The 18509-nt window shown below is 42.5% G+C and carries 17 protein-coding genes; 9 read left to right on the top strand and 8 right to left on the bottom strand.

The features are described 5' to 3' along the window. Positions 1–7 precede the first annotated feature (7 nt). Together torC and torE are read right to left on the bottom strand one after the other, a co-directional pair. Positions 8–1192, bottom strand: coding sequence for a pentaheme c-type cytochrome TorC (torC, locus tag FIV01_RS05550; RefSeq protein WP_152430103.1), 1185 nt, complete (start codon positions 1190–1192; stop codon positions 8–10). 48 nt (positions 1193–1240) lie between these two features. After that, entirely contained in the window at positions 1241–1420 is a 180-nt protein-coding gene (torE, locus tag FIV01_RS05545) for a trimethylamine N-oxide reductase system protein TorE (protein WP_152430102.1), read from the bottom strand. 418 nt (positions 1421–1838) lie between these two features. On the opposite strand from torE, the gene FIV01_RS05540 reads away from it, so the two are divergent. Continuing rightward, positions 1839–2633, top strand: a complete 795-nt coding sequence (locus FIV01_RS05540; RefSeq protein ID WP_152430101.1) for an ABC transporter permease — start codon at positions 1839–1841, stop codon at positions 2631–2633. Positions 2634–2763: 130 nt separating this feature from the next. On the opposite strand, the gene focA is transcribed toward FIV01_RS05540, so the two are convergent. Next, complete coding sequence (gene focA, locus FIV01_RS05535; RefSeq protein WP_152431664.1) at positions 2764–3606, bottom strand: formate transporter FocA; 843 nt, start codon at positions 3604–3606, stop codon at positions 2764–2766. A gap of 287 nt (positions 3607–3893) precedes the next feature. Here focA and FIV01_RS05530 point away from each other — a divergent pair, with 287 nt between their 5' ends. Further along, positions 3894–4136 carry a TIGR02647 family protein gene (locus FIV01_RS05530; RefSeq protein WP_152430100.1) on the top strand — a complete coding sequence of 81 codons (243 nt, stop codon included), beginning with the start codon at positions 3894–3896 and terminating at the stop codon, positions 4134–4136. Position 4137: 1 nt separating this feature from the next. Here the strand turns inward: FIV01_RS05530 and FIV01_RS05525 are convergent, their stop codons facing one another. After that, positions 4138–4698, bottom strand: a complete 561-nt coding sequence (locus FIV01_RS05525; protein WP_343040058.1) for a substrate-binding periplasmic protein — start codon at positions 4696–4698, stop codon at positions 4138–4140. 368 nt (positions 4699–5066) lie between these two features. Between FIV01_RS05525 and FIV01_RS05520 the strand changes: the two genes are divergently transcribed. After that, positions 5067–5888: an NAD-dependent epimerase/dehydratase family protein gene (locus FIV01_RS05520; RefSeq protein ID WP_152430099.1), complete on the top strand. Its 822-nt coding sequence runs from the start codon at positions 5067–5069 to the stop codon at positions 5886–5888. 96 nt (positions 5889–5984) lie between these two features. Here the strand turns inward: FIV01_RS05520 and clpA are convergent, their stop codons facing one another. Both clpA and clpS read right to left on the bottom strand, forming a co-directional pair. Further along, entirely contained in the window at positions 5985–8258 is a 2274-nt protein-coding gene (gene clpA, locus FIV01_RS05515) for an ATP-dependent Clp protease ATP-binding subunit ClpA (RefSeq protein WP_152430098.1), read from the bottom strand. A 41-nt stretch (positions 8259–8299) separates the two neighbouring features. Beyond that, complete coding sequence (clpS, locus tag FIV01_RS05510; RefSeq protein ID WP_152430097.1) at positions 8300–8620, bottom strand: ATP-dependent Clp protease adapter ClpS; 321 nt, start codon at positions 8618–8620, stop codon at positions 8300–8302. A 466-nt stretch (positions 8621–9086) separates the two neighbouring features. On the opposite strand from clpS, the gene cspD reads away from it, so the two are divergent. After that, on the top strand, positions 9087–9308 hold the full coding sequence (cspD, locus tag FIV01_RS05505; RefSeq protein ID WP_114787146.1) for a cold shock domain-containing protein CspD: 222 nt from the start codon (positions 9087–9089) through the stop codon (positions 9306–9308). Between the two features lie 91 nt (positions 9309–9399). Here cspD and FIV01_RS05500 read toward each other — a convergent pair whose 3' ends face one another. Continuing rightward, positions 9400–11625: an NADP-dependent isocitrate dehydrogenase gene (locus FIV01_RS05500; RefSeq protein WP_152430096.1), complete on the bottom strand. Its 2226-nt coding sequence runs from the start codon at positions 11623–11625 to the stop codon at positions 9400–9402. A gap of 287 nt (positions 11626–11912) precedes the next feature. Here FIV01_RS05500 and FIV01_RS05495 point away from each other — a divergent pair, with 287 nt between their 5' ends. Next, complete coding sequence (locus FIV01_RS05495; RefSeq protein WP_152430095.1) at positions 11913–12605, top strand: pseudouridine synthase; 693 nt, start codon at positions 11913–11915, stop codon at positions 12603–12605. A gap of 61 nt (positions 12606–12666) precedes the next feature. Here FIV01_RS05495 and aspS read toward each other — a convergent pair whose 3' ends face one another. Then, positions 12667–14445 carry an aspartate--tRNA ligase gene (gene aspS / locus FIV01_RS05490; RefSeq protein WP_152430094.1) on the bottom strand — a complete coding sequence of 593 codons (1779 nt, stop codon included), beginning with the start codon at positions 14443–14445 and terminating at the stop codon, positions 12667–12669. A 262-nt stretch (positions 14446–14707) separates the two neighbouring features. Between aspS and FIV01_RS05485 the strand changes: the two genes are divergently transcribed. The 4 genes from FIV01_RS05485 to FIV01_RS05470 all read left to right on the top strand — a co-directional run bounded on the left by FIV01_RS05485 (position 14708) and on the right by FIV01_RS05470 (position 18501). Next, entirely contained in the window at positions 14708–15574 is an 867-nt protein-coding gene (locus FIV01_RS05485) for a DUF72 domain-containing protein (RefSeq protein ID WP_152430093.1), read from the top strand. A gap of 190 nt (positions 15575–15764) precedes the next feature. Next, positions 15765–16502, top strand: a complete 738-nt coding sequence (gene cmoA / locus FIV01_RS05480; RefSeq protein ID WP_152430092.1) for a carboxy-S-adenosyl-L-methionine synthase CmoA — start codon at positions 15765–15767, stop codon at positions 16500–16502. Positions 16503–16567: 65 nt separating this feature from the next. Continuing rightward, positions 16568–17542: a tRNA 5-methoxyuridine(34)/uridine 5-oxyacetic acid(34) synthase CmoB gene (gene cmoB, locus FIV01_RS05475; RefSeq protein ID WP_152430091.1), complete on the top strand. Its 975-nt coding sequence runs from the start codon at positions 16568–16570 to the stop codon at positions 17540–17542. A gap of 212 nt (positions 17543–17754) precedes the next feature. Then, the gene (locus FIV01_RS05470) at positions 17755–18501 is read left to right on the top strand and encodes a putative ATP-dependent zinc protease (protein WP_152430090.1); all 747 of its coding nucleotides are present in this window, start codon (positions 17755–17757) and stop codon (positions 18499–18501) included. Positions 18502–18509 lie beyond the last annotated feature (8 nt).

Genomic DNA, 18509 nt, shown 5'->3' with positions numbered 1-18509 from the left:
ATGCCCATTAGTGGTGACCTTCAGAAAAATCTGAAGAGTGCTTTTGAAGATACTTCAATACCAGAGCTTCACTATCGGTATCAAAATTGACAAAGGCGAGCATACCGTTGAACATGCCCGGCCATGTATTGGCATCAAAGTGAGCTTCATCCGGTTGGGTATGGCAGACAGAGCAATTGGTTTTGTACGCTTGGCTAGCTTTTTCCCAGATAGGTGTGACATCATTAAGCATGGCTTCTTTTTTCATCCATACCGTTGCGGCCACTTTTTCCCATGGTAACCCAGTGAGTTCATCAACCTTTTTCTCACCCTTTACAACAATTTCATCGCTCGTTGATGCCTCTTTTACCAATGAACCAACCGCGATATTCATACCAAAATCTTCTTGAATTACTCGTCCGAAGCCCTTTGCTTTTCGCCAACCATCAATTTCAACCTTAACCATACTGCCTTTCTCTGCAAGAACCTTAACCTCTGAGGCCGGATTGAGAAGACCTGCTTCTTGTTCGCCTTGCTGATCAAAATAAACGGGCAAATGACGCACACTTACCAGTGACTCACCGACTGAATAATCTGTGCTAGATGTCATCTGCTCAAGCTCGCCGACTATTCCACCAATGCTTTCCATACCTGCTGGCAATTGGTGGGCAATGCCTTTATGGCAATCAACGCAACTTTGGTCTTTTTCAGCCGCTTGCTTCATCTGAATTCGCGCTGCTGGTGACATTTGCTCAAAATCCATCGATTGGTAATTGTGACAATTTTTGCACTCTAATGACTTGTTGGCCGAGAAACGATCCCATTCATGCTTGGCTAATTCAATTCGTCGCTCTTCAAACGCACCCGGCTCATTGTAGTTACCAAATACTTGAGCAAACACCTCTTTAGATGCCTGCATTTTTCTTGCTATTTTATCTGTCCAGTTATGTGGAACATGACAATCAGGACAGGTTGCTCTCACCCCAGAATGATTTTTCCAGTGAACGGTATCTTGAAGTTCAACGTACACATTGTCGCGCATAGTATGACAACTGATACAAAACTCTTCGGTATTCGTCGCCTCTAGAGCAGTGTTAAAGCCACCCCAAAAAATAACGCCAGCAATAAAACCACCCATAGTCAACACACCTAAACTGATGTGAACGGCAGGACGCATCATTGTTCGCCACAACTTAACAAAAAATGCTTTCATGATTTACTCTCTAATTTCAGGCTTAACACTATGGAAAAATGACTCAGACTACATACCATGCATTCCAGGGGGACCTAGAAAAAACACCTGTAACATCCATATGATGAAGCCATAACCGCCAACAAAGACCACACTTAAGACAGGAAAGAGAACCACAGTGATGAAGAGGAACGCTTTCCACTCTAGAGAACGTTTCTCACCACTCTCTGTATCGTTAAATTCGCTCATAAACATGCCCACATATCATTCGGTTTATTAGATTGAGTTTATAATTACGATGATGCTATTTCCCAATCATTGATAAAAAGATTAGACCATACTTTTTGTGTGGCTCAAGGAATTCAGCCCTCTAACAATGAGATAACTGACAATTTATTGATCTCATCCAGATATGTGTCTGATTAAATAAATTTATGTAGACACAAATACAGTTATGAAGAAATATTAACAGTGTAAGAAAAAGGAAGTTTCTGTATAACATTTTGATGTTATTATTTTTTGTCTGTTTCTGTTTGCGTGTAACGCCATCTTTGATAGGATTTTTCGACAAGATTTTGAGCTAGGAAGCTGACAGACTCTAACTCATGATCATCAGAACTGACTATAGAACCCATTGACGGATAACATTGTAGATAAGGAGCTTTAAATGAATAGTGGTGTGATAGATATTCCTTGGCCACTCTTATTTCTGTTCTTTTCGACCCTAACAATTCCTCTTTTTATCAACCGTTATTTTAGGCTTAAGATTGAGCGCGATATCATCATTAGTATTGTCAGGATGACAATTCAACTACTTATGGTGGGACTCTATTTAGAATACTTGTTCAATACTAACAACGCCGTAATAAACACGGTGTGGTTACTCGTTATGACCTTGATAGGGGCGAGCGCTATTATTAGTAAAGCAAACCTTCCCCATAAAAGATTGATCTACCCTGTGTCAGCGAGTTTGCTTATCGGCCTAATACCAATCCTAGCAGTATTATGCATAGTCATTATAAAGCCAGTGCCCCTCTTCAACGCTCAATACATAATACCTCTAGCAGGAATGTTGCTGGGTAACTCACTGAGCGGAAATATTGTGGGGTTACAAAACTTATTCACTACCATGGATTCATGTCGAGGCGAGTACGAAGCAGCGATTGCACTTGGAGCTTCAGCTCGGTTTGCTACTCAATCTTTTGTCAGTGACGCAATAAGAAAATCATTAGCGCCAACTCTCGCATCAATGACAACGACAGGCTTAGTGACATTGCCTGGGATGATGACAGGTCAGATTTTAGGGGGGGCAAACCCGATTATAGCGATCAAATATCAGCTCTTGATCATGATCGCTATATTTGTCATGTTGTCGATATCCCTAAGTCTCACTCTGACACTCACCATTCGCAATTGCATCAACAAAGAAGGGAAGATATTGGTCAACTTCAAACACCAATAATAAGTATCGATGTTATCCACAGAATCTGTGGATAACCGTGTCATAGCTTTCAGGATAAGTTTTCGAGCTGAGCAATAAGTATCCTGTATGACCCATAATCTCCAAGACAAGATTACCGCTAGGCATAGTGTTAGTCTTTAAGATAAATCATCCAGTACCATACGCCGACAAAAATACCGCCACCTATGATGTTTCCTAAGGTAACAGGTATTAAATTATTCATTACAAAATTCATCAAATTCAAGTCTGCATAATCAGACGGATTAACCCCTGTCATTTGCCAAAACTCTGAAGGTGCAAAGAATTTGATACCTATTGCCATGGGTACCTGAAACATATTTGCTATACAATGCTCAAATCCAGAAGAAACAAACATAGCCACTGGCAATATCATCACCGTAATTTTGTCAGTTAATGTACGCCCACTAAATGTCATCCAAACGGCTATACATACTAATACGTTACACATAATGCCGAGAGCGACAGCCGAGATAAAATCATGATGGAGCTTATGCTGTGAAATCGCCATTGCGTTGAGCCCAACTTGGCCATCATCAAACATGTATTGCTTGGTGAGCAACATGCATATAACTAAAAGCAAGGCTCCCATAAGATTACCGCTATAAACTATCAACCAATTTTTAAACAGCATCTTCCAGCTGATTTTGCCACTGGCGCGAGCAACCAGAGTCAATACTGAGCTGGTGAACAACTCTCCGCCTGTCACTACAACCAGTATCAAACCTAAGCTAAATGCCAGTCCACCAATGAGCCTAGTCATTCCCCATGGTAGATCAGCCGCTCCTGTGGTGACAATTGTGTAGAAGACAAAAGCAATACCAATGTGAATACCAGCTGAAATGGCTAACAGAAAAGACTTTATAGGGTCTTTGGTTACCTTACCAACACCTATTTCTGCCGCACGTTCAGCCATTTGAGGGGGTAACAAAGAATCAAAGTGGTTCAAGTTCATCATAAAACATCTTTTATTTTGTGGTTTTATGGCCGCGAATGATCACTGTTATCACTGTAATTTTCAAGTGCTAATTTTCATATCAAGAAATTAAATTATGTCATTTCAATCCCGCGTTAAGACCAGACTAACAGCAAGAATAATCGATGATGATACGATTTAACTTAATTACTACCGAGTTAAGCATGGAATATCAGGCAACAGATAACAATTCTTGCTAGCCAGCGTTGCCCTGTATCCCTACAGAGATTAAGGTTGCTGTGTAGTATGTTATGGAGAGAACAAAGATGAAATTTACAGCGGACAAAATGGCTGAACTGAACTTATTACTTCAGTTTGATATTCGAAGTTCAGCAACAGGGATAAAAGTACATCAAGATGCAACCGATGAGATACAAGCGGCGGTTGGCAGACTTTTTGATAAGGGGCTATGTACACAACCAGACGGAGGTTATCTCACTGACGAAGGCATTGAGGTTGCGGAACACGCAGATAAAGTACTCCGAGTACTCTCCAGCGAAATCGCCTAGCTCACTGAGCCATGTTACCCTCAGCATCGGTTGGCTTGCTCAACCGATGAATAATCGACTCGATATCAATCTTTTTTATGCCTTGATTGAAAATCATCTTCAGATCAATTCCTTTCGGTTCGTTACGAAAAGCAACATAGATTTGTTTGTTGTCCAATAGCCTAGTGTTCATTTGCAAATGCTGTCTTAAGACAGCTTCCTGAGAGTCCTCACTGATCAAATGCTCTAGCACATTCGAATCTATTACCGCAGCATCTAAACGCCTTTTCGCTACCTTATGAATATTCTTAGTGTCATTACTCGATGCCTCTACATCGAGCTCTCCATTTGCAACCATATCATCGAACTCTTTAGTATTGACGTACCCTTGAACGACACCGATACGAAGTGTTTTTAGATCGACTAATTTACTCCATGTTACTGGGAAATTTGAGTTTTCGACTAAGCCCAGTGGCCCGCTACCAATCGAATCCGAAAAAACAAAGTCTTGAGTATCAAAGAAATACTCGGGGAAATATCCGATATATTTTTCAGATTTGGTGGCTAATGAAACCGCCCTCACCCAAGGCTCGAAATCTACGATTCATAGCCCATAGCAGAGAAAGCCTCACGAGCAATGGCGATAGAATAGCCATTTTCACGTAAATTTTCCCCCGAGTAAGGAGGCCAATCTAAAGACGTCATATACACCTTGTCGCTAGCCGAGACAAGAACAGGTATGAACCCAAGCCAACACAGCAAAAGCCACTTCGTCCAATCCCAACAATTTGTACCCAGTTATACATCTATTAATAATAGAGTTAATGATGTTTAGCCGCAGCGAAGCTATGTCTCATCTATGATGACATTAAGCCTAAAAAACTGTGGTTGATTATTTATTGGATCTCTTAGATAGTAATCAAACTAGGCCGAGACTATGACGAGATAAGTATGAAAGACATATTAATTATTGGTGGTGGGTGGCTTGGTAAACCACTCGCTCACTATCTACAAACGATTGGCCATAGAGTAGCAGTTAGCAGAACCACTGAAGCTGGCGTATCTGAAATCAATGATGTACTTCTTACTGGTACATTAATCGACCTAAAAGGTGATGTAAACACTATCACGAGTAGCATTAAAAGAGCTCAACCTGATCTTGTTATTGGCTGTTTTCCACCAGGATTTAGAACCGGTGATGGAGAACAATACACGCGATACTGGGATAAGCTGGTTAAAGCATGTCAATCAGCCCATGTGGAAAAAATCATAATGGTTAGCTCGACCGGCGTTTATCCTGAAATTGCAAAGACCATGACAGAAGACGATGCCTCTTTGTCTATCGCCTCACACAACAAGGATTTCACTCTAAAGTCCAAGGTTATGCTTCAAGCAGAGCAACATGTAATTGACTCAGGCATAAAATACGCAATTGTCCGTTGTAGTGGTCTTGTGGGTCCAGATCGCCACCCTAGCCGCTTTGTTGGAAAAATGAAACAAGTTAGCTCAAGTGCACCAGCAAACATGTTACATCTTACTGATGCGATTGGCGTGATCAGTTTCATCTCTACATTAACGTCAAACGCCATTGTTAACGCCACAACACCTAATACCGTGAGTAAAGCCGAGTTTTACCAAGCCGCTCTGGATAGTGTTCAGTCTAAGCACCCGTTGCCCCCCGCAGTCCAGCAAGATGATAAGCGTATTAGCTCAACTCACGTAGAAGAGCTGGGATACAAATTCCATTATCAGCACACGTTGGAGCTGGTTTAAGACATGCTCAATATACCACGAAAGAAAAGGTAGTTATCAGTCAAAATAAAAAGCCAGAGCACTGGGCACTCTGGCTTTAGATTGCTCGTCATAGAATTAATGAACGGCGACTTCTTTTTGGCTCATATACTTGAACTTGAGCTGATCTTTTCTCAAGTCGACCTTCACTGTCCCACCATCAACTAGAGAACCAAACAAGAGTTCGTTCGCAAGCGGCTTTTTGAGCTGTTCTTGAATAACGCGCCCCATTGGTCTTGCTCCCATCGCCTTGTCATAACCTTTAAGAGCCAGCCAATGGCGAGCTTTGTCTGAAACTTCAAGCGAAACTCCTCTTGCATCCAGCTGTGCCTGTAGTTCAACAATAAACTTATCAACGACTTGATGAATAACATTCTCATCCAAGCTATTGAACCAAATTACATTATCCAATCGGTTGCGGAACTCAGGTGTAAACACTTTTTTAATCTCAGACATCGCATCATGACTGTGATCTTGCTGGATCAGACCAATCGATTTTTTGACTGTCTCCTGAACACCAGCATTCGTTGTCATCACTAAAATAACGTTACGGAAATCCGCTTTACGGCCATTGTTATCCGTGAGCGTACCGTTATCCATCACCTGCAACAACAGATTGAAAATGTCTGGGTGAGCTTTTTCTATTTCATCCAACAGAACAACAGAATGTGGATGTTTGATAACAGCATCGGTCAATAAACCGCCTTGATCGTAACCAACATAACCAGGAGGTGCACCAATTAATCGGCTAACAGAGTGCCTTTCACCGTACTCAGACATATCAAAGCGCAATAGCTCGATCCCCATTAGTTTAGAAAGCTGAAGCGTAACTTCAGTCTTACCAACGCCTGTGGGCCCAGCAAACAAAAAAGAACCGACGGGTTTATTATCGGCGCCCAGTCCTGCTCTAGTCAGTTTGATAGCCTCGCTCAAGACATCAATAGCATCGTCTTGACCGAAGACCAGCATTTTCATTTTATCATCAAGATTTTGCAGGATTTCTTTATCGGAAGAAGATACTGACTTCTCTGGAATGCGTGCCATCTTGGCAACCATAGCTTCGATGTCAGCAACCCCGACGGTTTTTTTGCGACGGCTTGCCGGAGCAAGGCGATGACGCGCACCAGCCTCGTCAATCACATCAATGGCTTTATCAGGTAAATGACGCTCATTGATGTATTTTGCAGAAAGCTCAACAGCAGCGCGAAGTGCCTTATTGGTGTAGCGAACTTCGTGGTGTGCTTCATATTTAGGTTTGAGCCCCATTAAAATTTTCGTCGTGTCGTCAAGTGATGGTTCAACAATATCTATTTTTTGGAAACGACGAGAGAGAGCTCGCTCTTTGTCAAAAATATTGCTGTATTCCTGATAGGTTGTAGAACCTATACAACGTAATTTGCCACTACTTAGCAGGGGTTTTATCAGATTTGCCGCATCGACCTGACCGCCTGAAGCTGCACCTGCCCCAATGATGGTATGAATCTCGTCGATGAATAGTATGGCATCATCCTCTTTTTCCAACTGTTTGAGAATTGCTTTAAAACGTTTCTCAAAATCACCTCGATACTTGGTACCTGCAAGTAAGGATCCAATATCTAGAGAGTAAATAACGCTTTGCTTTATGATTTCAGGAACTTGCCCTTCGACAATTCTCCAAGCCAGTCCTTCAGCAATAGCGGTTTTACCAACACCAGCCTCGCCGACTAATAGAGGATTGTTTTTACGACGACGACATAAAACTTGTATTGTTCTCTCAAGCTCTTTGTCTCGACCAATTAGAGGATCAATCTGACCCTGTTTAGCCAGCAAATTGAGGTTAGATGCAAAGCTTTCTAGACGTTCTTCGGATCCCGACTCCTCAGCACTATCGTTACTACTGTATGAATCGGAAGAAGATGAATCGTCGCTTGAGCTAGACGCTTTAGTAATACCATGAGAAATGAAGTTAACGATATCGAGGCGACTAATGTCATTCTTCTTCATCAAATAAGCTGCGTGAGATTCTTGCTCACTAAAGATGGCAACCAGAACATTGGCACCTGTCACTTCGCTTCGACCAGATGATTGCACGTGAAATACTGCACGCTGCAGGACGCGCTGAAAACTCAGTGTCGGTTGCGTTTCTCTTGTTTCATCATTTTCTGGTATTAATGGTGTTGTTTGATCGATAAAGATATCTAACTCATTCCTCAGTGAGTCGATATCCGCCTGACAGGCCAGCAAAGCCTCTCTGGCCGCATCATTTTCTAACAATGCTAGCAGGAGGTGCTCGACAGTCATGAACTCATGTCGCTTGTCTCTGGCACGAGAGAATGCGCCATTAAGACTCGACTCTAACTCTTTATTCAACATAAGTACCTCCTTAGCAGCAACTTAAATTGCTTGGTTAAGCTCTACACTTGCTCCATTGTACAAAGCAAGGGATGCTCGTTTTCCTGAGAATACATTGTAACTTGCGCTACTTTTGTTTCTGCGACCTCGGCAGTATACGTGCCACAAATCGCTTTACCTTCGTAATGCACTTTAAGCATTACTTGTGTCGCTCTGTCTATATCCATCGAAAAAAAGCGCTCTAGGATCTCAATTACAAAGTCCATCGGGGTGTAATCGTCGTTGTTTAGAACGACATTGTACCGAGATGGTGGCGACACTTTAGTCTTTTCAAGCTCCAGTAAATCGTGGTCTGGAGAAACCCATTCAAATTGCTTGCTCATGACTCTTCGTGTTTAAAACAACGTCCCTTTCATATGATTTTAACACTTCAATGCGTTTTATATGTAGATCTATCTCTTATAGTGCGGCCAAATTGAGCAAAGCAAATTTACGCCCTTACTTAGAGACTAATCCAGCAATTGTATCGCTGCAAATAAAAGATTTGTATCTGGCTGAATTATCTATCTAATTGATTAAAAAGAAACCAAAAACCCTTTTCTTTATTATAAAGTACTGGTCTCAGTGTGAAAATAGTTGCAAGAACGTAAACGATAAAGGTGACTTGTTTACAAATATGCACAGTTCAAGCAATTTTCACTATTGACTGCTCCCAAGCATTGACTACATTGGTCACATAGTGACTGGAAATTTAGCAGCGGCTGAATGATTATTCACTGTTATGTTTACACACGGATTGTTCGTGTAATCACACAACGTTAGTAACAATATGCATGAGGGATGTATAGCATGGCTACAGGTACAGTAAAATGGTTTAATAACGCCAAAGGATTTGGTTTTATCTGTCCGGAAGGAGAAGATGGAGATGTATTCGCCCATTATTCAACTATCAAAATGGATGGGTATCGTACACTGAAAGCGGGCCAACAAGTAACATTTGAAGTGGAGGAAGGGCCAAAAGGATACCACGCAAGTTCAGTGGTTCCCGTGGAAGCTCAAGCCGTTAAATAATTCGCTGCTAGATTTCACCATCCGGTACTCAAGGTACCAAATACAAAAAAACCGCCGATAAACTCGGCGGTTTCAAATCTACAAAACAGTATCAACCATTAATAATAGCATTTAGTGTTTCACTTGGACGCATAAGTTTTACAGCTTTATCAAGCTCTGGCGCATAATAGCCACCCAACTCGCCCGCTTTACCCTGTGCACCATTTAACTCAGCTACAATCTCTGCCTCTTTTGAAGACAGGGCTTGAGCAATTGGAGCGAACTCTTCTGCTAGTGAGGCGTCAGACGTTTGTTTAGCAAGCGCCTGTGCCCAGTATGTAGCAAGGTAATAATGACTACCACGGTTATCTAACTCACCCACTTTTCTCGACGGCGACTTATTGTTATCTAGGAACTCTCCCGTTGCGAGATCTAGAGCATCCGCAAGTACCTTAGCTTTAACGTTACCCGTTACCGTACCAAGATGCTCCAAAGAAGCCGCTAATGCTAAGAACTCACCCAATGAATCCCATCTTAAATGGTTTTCTTTCTCAACTTGCTGTACGTGCTTAGGCGCTGAACCTCCAGCTCCCGTTTCAAACAAACCACCACCATTCATCAGAGGTACAATAGACAACATTTTAGCTGATGTACCTAGCTCCAGTATAGGGAACAGATCGGTCAAGTAATCACGTAGAACGTTACCTGTTACAGAGATAGTATCTAAGCCCAGTTTAATTCGCTCCAGAGAAAACTTACACGCTTCAAGTGGCGCTAATATTTTGATGTCGAGGCCAGACGTATCATGCTGCGGTAGATAGGTGTTCACCTTCTTGATAAGTTGAGCATCATGCGCTCGATTTTCATCTAGCCAGAATACTGCTGGAGCTCCTGTCGCGCGCGCGCGCGTCACCGCCAGTTTTACCCAATCTTGGATAGGTGCATCTTTTACTTGGCACATGCGGAAAATATCACCTTCTTCCACGACTTGCTCAAGTAAAACAGCCCCTGCAGAATCTACTACTTTAATCGTACCTGCTTGATCAAGAATAAATGTTTTATCATGCGAGCCGTACTCTTCTGCTTTTTGAGCCATTAAACCAACATTGGGTACACTACCCATTGTAGTTGGATCAAACGCACCATTTTCCTTACAGAAATCAATTACCGCTTGATAAATACTAGCGTAGCTACGATCTGGAATCATCGCTTTGGTATCGCTTTGCTTTCCATCTGGACCCCACATTTGTCCAGACGAACGAAGCATGGCTGGCATTGACGCATCAACAATGATATCACTCGGTACATGCAAGTTAGTGATACCACGGTCAGAGTCAACCATAGCCAGCGGAGGCTGGGTACAATAAACGTCTTGAATTGCCGCTTCAATTTCTGCTTTTTGGTCAGCAGGAAGGGAGGCTATTTTAGCGTAAACATCACCAATTCCGTTATTTACATCAACGCCCAATTGTTCAAATACATCCCCGTATTTGGCAAATACCTCTTTATAATATACTCGAACCGCATGACCAAAAATAACAGGGTCAGAGACCTTCATCATGGTTGCCTTCATGTGCAGCGACAGTAAGACGTCCTGTTTTTTGGCATCCTCGATTTCTGCTTCGAAAAACTCAATCAAAGCTTTCTTGTTCATCACAGAGCAATCGATAATTTCTTTATCTTGTATTGCGAAAGGTGCTTTCAGCTCTTTGACCTGGCCATCCGTAGAGGTAAATTCGATCTTAACTTGCGTTGCACCATTGACTGTGTGTGACTTTTCACTGCCGAAGAAATCGTTCCCAGACATACTAGAAACGTGGGATTTTGAGTCTTTTGCCCAAGCACCCATTGAATGTGGGTTTTTCTTCGCGTAGTTTTTAACAGATAAAGGGGCGCGGCGGTCAGAGTTGCCTTCTCGAAGCACTGGGTTTACGGCGCTACCTTTAATCTTGTCGTACGTCGCCTTAATGTCTTTTTCTTCTTGCGTGCTTGGCTCTTCTGGGTAGTTAGGCAAGTTGTAACCTTTGGCTTGTAGCTCTTTGATTGCGGCTTGCAACTGCGGGATAGAAGCTGAAATGTTAGGCAGTTTAATGATATTCGCCTCTGGCGTTTTAGCCAGCTCACCAAGCTCAGTCAACGCATCGTTAATACGCTGCTGCTCTGTTAAATACTTAGGAAAGTTTGCAAGAATACGACCGGCAAGAGAGATATCACGAGTCTCAACTTCAATACCAGAAGAAGCAGTAAACGACTGAATAATAGGCAATAATGAATACGTTGCTAAAGCTGGTGCTTCGTCTGTGATAGTGTAAATAATTGTAGGTTTTTCTGTAGGCATGAAATTTCCCTATCCGTTCTTGCAAAGCGCGTCAGTAGACGGCTTTGGTTGATGTATCCGTAGGTAAGTCACTTACAAACGGCTTTGTTGTCTCTTTTGTCTTTTCCTTACGTCTAGTTTTAGCGTAAGATCCGTGAGAACAATACGTTATAATTAAACAAAATTGGTACGATAGTCTATCGTTTTGCGGTTTCAATCCTGTCTTTGGGCGCGCACATGATAGCTTAAAACAGCTAAGTTTAAAATTTTCACCCACACTTCATTCACAATTTTGCAAGGTAGTTAACATGTCATCACGCTCTCAACGTGAGTCTTCTAAAACCAATCGTCACCCTGGTAAATCGGGTTTTAAACACTCAAAGAGAGACTGGCAAACCAAACCACACTCAGCTTCTATCAAGAATAAAACCAAACGTAATCCTCCACCAGTTACTCCTAAAAATCGCACGGTTATTCTCTTTAACAAGCCTTTTGACACTCTTAGCCAATTTACTGATGGTCAAGGTAGGAAGACACTTGCCGACTATATCTTAGTCAAAGAGGTGTACGCAGCGGGTCGATTAGATCGTGACAGTGAAGGACTAATGGTGCTAACAAATGATGGCATACTGCAAGCCAAGCTTACCCAACCGAAATCAAAATCTACCAAAACCTATTGGGTACAAGTGGATGGCACACCGGAAGAAAAAAATTTAGACAAATTGCGAAAAGGTGTAGAGCTCAAAGATGGAATGACACTTCCCGCACAAATAGAAGTCATCCCGCAACCTGATATTTGGCCTCGTAATCCTCCAGTTCGTTTTCGGGCCAATATCCCGACTACATGGCTAGCAATCACCATAATTGAAGGCCGTAATCGCCAAGTAAGAAGAATGACAGCCCATATTGGACACCCTACTTTGCGTCTTATCCGCTATTCAATGGGAGAGTTTAGCCTTGGTGATCTAAAGCCCGGGGAATGGAAAAAGGTAACCATTTAAAAAAGCGCTTCATCGAAGCGCTTTTTTATTTGTGACAGTAAAAACTATTGGAATATATTGACTAAGCGTCGTTTTTCTCTTTGGCAGCCGTCACTGCAATCGCTAACTCTTCCAATGCAGCAGGATTAGCCAGACTTGGAGCATCCGTTAACAAACAAGCTGCCGCGGTTGTCTTTGGAAATGCAATCACATCGCGGATGTTCTCAGTTCCGCACAAAAGCATAACTAAGCGGTCAAGGCCAAAAGCTAAACCTGCGTGTGGCGGAGTACCGAACTTAAGCGCATCCAGTAAGAAACCAAACTTCTGCTGCTGCTCTTCAGCTTCAATACCCAAAATATCAAATACTGCCGCCTGCATTTCAGCGTTATGAATCCGCACAGAGCCACCACCCACTTCATAGCCGTTAATCACCATATCATAGGCATTAGAGTTGGCTGATGCTGGGTTTGCTTTCAGTTCCTGGGCATTGACGCCTAGTGGTGATGTGAATGGGTGATGCATGGCATGGAGGTTACCTTCATCGTCTTCCTCAAACATTGGGAAGTCCACAACCCATAATGGTGCCCACGCTGACTCATCGGTAAGTTCTAGGTCGTTACCCAATTTAAGGCGAAGTGCTCCCATCGCTTCCGATACCGTGTTCGCTTTGTCTGCACCAAATAAAATAATATCGCCAGATTGAGCTTGGGTGCGATCTAAAATGCCTTCGATCACTTCTTCGTTCAAGAATTTAGCAACAGGTGACTGAATGCCATCCATACCGCCAGCGCGATCATTAACCTTCATCCACGCAAGACCTTTAGCGCCATAGATTCCAACGAACTCACCATAACCATCGATTTGCTTACGAGTTAACGAAGCACCACCTGGAACTCGAATAACAGCAACACGGCCTTTGTCATCATTAGCTGGACCAGAGAAAACTTTGAATTCAACATCTTTAACTAGGTCAGCAACGTCAACTAGCTCTAGTGGATTACGCAAATCAGGCTTATCTGAACCAAAACGGCGCATTGCTTCAGAAAAAGGCATTACTGGAAATGCACCTAAATCAACATCAAGCAGTTCTTGCCACATATCACGAACCATTTTCTCTGTGGTAGCTCTGACCTCATCTGCAGTCATAAATGAGGTTTCAATATCAATCTGAGTAAACTCTGGTTGGCGGTCAGCACGCAAGTCTTCATCGCGGAAACACTTTACAATCTGATAATAACGATCAAAACCAGACATCATTAGCAACTGTTTAAAAAGCTGCGGAGATTGAGGTAGCGCGTAGAAACTTCCTTTATGGACTCGACTGGGTACTAAATAATCACGAGCACCTTCAGGGGTCGCTTTGGTGAGTACTGGTGTTTCAATGTCAAGAAAACCATTTTCATCTAGGAATCGACGTACGAAGCTAGACGCTTTGGCGCGCAGCTTAATACGGTCACTCATTTCTGGACGACGTAAGTCCAAGTAACGGTACTTAAGGCGTTGCTCCTCTGTATTTTTCTGATTGAAATCTAACGGAAGAACGTCAGCGCGGTTTATAATGTCTAAACCTTTAGCAATAACCTCGACTTCCCCAGTCGCCATGTCTTTGTTGACCTGACTATCCGGACGGACTCGAACTTCACCGGTAAGCTTGATACAGAATTCATTACGAAGTGTATTGGCCACTTCATACGCATCTGCCATATCTGGATCCACCACTACCTGAACAATGCCTTCACGATCTCGCATATCAATGAAAATTAGTCCACCTAAATCGCGGCGACGATTAACCCAACCACAAAGTTCTACAGTTTGTCCTGCGAGGGACTTGTTCAAGTGACCACAGTAATGGGTACGCATAATGAATTTCCCAATCTCTTTTAGTATGTTAATTACTACCCATCGGTGATAACTTTACCGATAGTGCAAAGCTCCATTTATACGCTGAAAGTGTCTTAAAATCGACTACTCAACGCACAAGTTATTGCGATTTATCATCTATTGGTGTTTTTTACACCAATAGAGGGCTAAAACAATAGCAATACGAAAAATTGGCGCTGATTATAGCCTTATTCAGGGTGATTCGGCAAAATTCTCATCAATCATTATTCGAAATATAGATATGAATGCTTATCCAGTCAGGCTCGGACTCACTATGTGGTCTCATAATAATTGGCAGCAAACTTTTTACGGCAGTGGCACAAAGCCCAATGAGCGATTAGAAAAATACGCCAGCGTCTTTCATACCGTAGAAGGCAATACCACGTTTTACGCGACACCTAATGCCGCAACAATACGTAACTGGCACGCATCAACACATGATGAGTTCCGCTTTACCTTTAAGTTACCCAAAAACATCACACATCAGCAGATGTTGCGCGGTTGCAAAGCGGAATTGCATGATTTTATATCCATCATGGAACCATTACATCATCGAATTGGACAGTGGACCATTCAGTTGCCAGCGGCCTTTGGCCCTGAACATTTGAGCCAACTTCAACAATTTTGCGCCCTATTTCCTAAAGAATTTCCCATTGGCATAGAAGTCAGGCATCCAGCATTTTTCTTAAAAGGCGATGCAGAACGCGCACTTAATGCTTGGCTCATAGAGCAAGAATACGACCGAATCATAATGGACAGTCGACCTGTGTTTACCGCAAAACCCAATAACGACGCCATTATCGATGCTCAAAAGAAAAAACCTAAGGTTCCGGTTCACGCACTCGCTACAGCCAGCAATCCCATGGTGAGGTTTATCGGCCACCCATTAGAAAACAACAACTATGACTTTTTTGTCCCTTGGCTATCCAAACTTGCAGACTGGGTAAGCCAAGGTAAACAGCCTTATTTAATGATACACACCGCAGATAATATCCTTGCGCCTGAGCTGGCAGCAAATCTTTATCGGCAGCTACAGGAGAAAGTAACACTACCAGACCTCAATTGTTTCCCTGCTACTAAAGAAAACAAACAGATACAAATGTTTTAGCTGCTGACTCTATGCCCTCTTGTTAGTCAGTAATGGCGTGTCTCAACAATAATCTAGCTTGTGTTGAAGTCAGCTAGTTATGACGTAAAGCGCTTGAAACATGACAGAAGATGAAAATTCACATAAAATGTACAGTTTTTTAAATCTGTAGGACTGTAAGGCTGATAGCCTTTAGTTGAGAGAAGCTGTTATGAACCCTAAGAGTAACCCTGATACTATCTTTTCAACACCAATCGATAAAATTGGGGATTTTACCTTTGATGAACGTGTCGCAGAAGTATTCCCTGATATGATTCAGCGCTCTGTACCCGGCTATAGCAATATTATCTCAGCAATCGGCATGTTAGCAGAGCGCTTTGTTAAGCCTTATTCCAATATTTATGATTTAGGGTGCTCACTGGGTGCAGCCACGCTATCCATGCGTCGAAACATCACCCAAGAAGGATGCCAAATTATTGCGGTCGACAACTCTTCAGCTATGGTTGAGCGTTGCAAACTCCACATCAACGCTTACCGCAGTGATACTCCCGTAAATGTCATAGAAGCCGATATTCGCGATATTGAAATCGATAATGCCTCAGTAGTCGTACTTAACTTTACGCTGCAGTTTTTATCAGCTGACGATCGCTATGCGCTACTGGAGAACATATACAAGGGTTTGCGCCCAGGCGGAATTTTGATTATTTCAGAGAAATTTGTCTTTGAAGATACCGTATCCAATGAGCTCCTTGTCGACTTACATCACGATTTTAAACGTGCCAATGGCTACAGCGAACTCGAAATTAGCCAAAAGCGCAGTGCGATAGAGAACATCATGCGCCCTGACTCCAAAAACACACATAACGAGCGTTTCGCAAAGATTGGCTATAGTAGCTTCGATGTTTGGTTTCAGTGCTTTAATTTTGGTTCAATGTTTGCGATAAAATAGTCAAACATTGCACTTACTCCTTACATTTACACAAACATTCTCAACTCTATTATCAGTGAAATATTATGTTTAACTTTGCCAATTTTTATAAGTTAATTGCAACCGATACTCGCCTTCAGCCATGGCTTAATGTCTTGCCACAGCAGCTTACAGATTGGCAAAATTCAGAACATGGTGACTTTGGTCGCTGGCTCAAAGCCCTTAATAAAATTCCTGTTGGTTCTCCTGACCAAATCGATATAAAAAATTCAGTCACCCTGTCCAACGATACGCCTTTGGAACCGTGTGAGCTTAAGAAGCTAGAAAATCTATTGCGCACTTTCCATCCATGGCGTAAAGGTCCGTATCACCTACATGGTATTCACATTGATACGGAATGGCGAAGCGACTGGAAGTGGGACCGGGTTCTACCTCATATCTCACCACTAAAAGATCGCAACATTCTCGATGTAGGCTGCGGTAACGGCTATCATATGTGGCGAATGCTCGGAGAAGGCGCCCGCCTATGCGTAGGAATCGATCCTTCCCATTTGTTCCTTGTACAATTTGAGGCAGTGCGCAAACTCATGGGGGATCATCAGGGCGCCCACCTTTTGCCACTTGGAATCGAGCAACTCCCTAAATTGGAAGCTTTCGATACTGTGTTTAGTATGGGTGTTCTCTACCATCGCCGTTCGCCGCTTGATCACCTCATTCAGCTCAAAGATCAGCTTGTTTCTGGAGGAGAGCTGGTACTTGAAACTCTGGTTATTGAAGGCGATGAAACCTCTGTGCTCGTCCCAACAGACCGATACGCACAAATGCGTAATGTATACTTTTTTCCTTCAGCGAAAGCTCTCAAAGTTTGGTTGGAGCAGGTCGGCTTTGAAAATGTGATTATTGCTGAAGAGAATATTACGACGACTGATGAGCAGCGAACTACCTCATGGATGACACATAATTCGCTCCCTGATTATCTCGATCCCAAGGATCCAAGTAGAACCTTAGAAGGTCATCCTGCTCCTCGTCGCGCTACTCTTGTTGCGAAAAAACCTCACTAAGACAATTTTTGACAGACTCTTAACCTTTCGAGTCTGTCTCCCCCTTAATCTAAAGCTTGAAAAGATTTAGAATCTTCTGATGAATACAACTCTTTCATATAGGAAAGAAAACAACTCATTGTAGTGAAATCATGATAGTTTCACTCTGCGAGTATTGGCAGTTTTAATCTTTAAACTAATCAGAACACTTTAACCTATTATTAGGATTTTTCATGTTAATCAAATTGGCTCCGGTAATTGCTATAACACTTGTTTCCGGTTGTACTCTTACTAACAGTGAACAATATCATCAAGAAACCTTGGCTGCGATCCAAGCTTCCGAAACCAATTCCGCGCAAAGATTTGACCAAATACATGCGCAGATGTCTGATAAAGATAATCAAATTTCCACTCTAACAGCAAAAGTTGACTCACTTAGCTCTGAAGTTCGAAAGCTCAGACAACAAACGCTAGTCCAGGCAGGCAAACCACGAGTAGACCACATACCATCAGCGTCTACAAAGACCCAAGCTCATTCGACTAGAGCACTAATGCTCGGTGAAATTGAAAAAGTTGTCATAGGCTCCGTAGAGCAGAAATTTGATGCTCGTATCGATACTGGTTCAGAAACATCATCGCTGAATGCTGTCGATGTCGAAGAGTTTGAACGTAATGGCAAAAATTGGATACGCTTTCATCTCTCCGATGGTATAACACCATTGGATGATAACAATTGGATTGAAGCCCCTATTATTCGTTATGCAAAGATACGTCAGGCGACAAATTGTCAACTAGAACGTCGTCCTGTGGTTGAATTGTGGGTTAGATTGGGCAAAATTCACGAAAAGACACAGTTTACTTTGGCAGATCGCTCCCAAATGATCCATCCTGTATTGCTAGGTCGCGATTTCATCCGAGACATTGCAGTGGTGGATGTAAGTAAAAAATACATTCAAACGGAACTTGAACAAAAAAAATAAGGTAGCTT

It is taken from the genome of Vibrio aquimaris, from assembly GCF_009363415.1.
Taxonomy (GTDB): domain Bacteria; phylum Pseudomonadota; class Gammaproteobacteria; order Enterobacterales; family Vibrionaceae; genus Vibrio; species Vibrio aquimaris.
The sequence above is the reverse complement of the archived record's forward strand: the minus strand, read 5'-3'. Positions and strand labels throughout refer to the sequence as shown.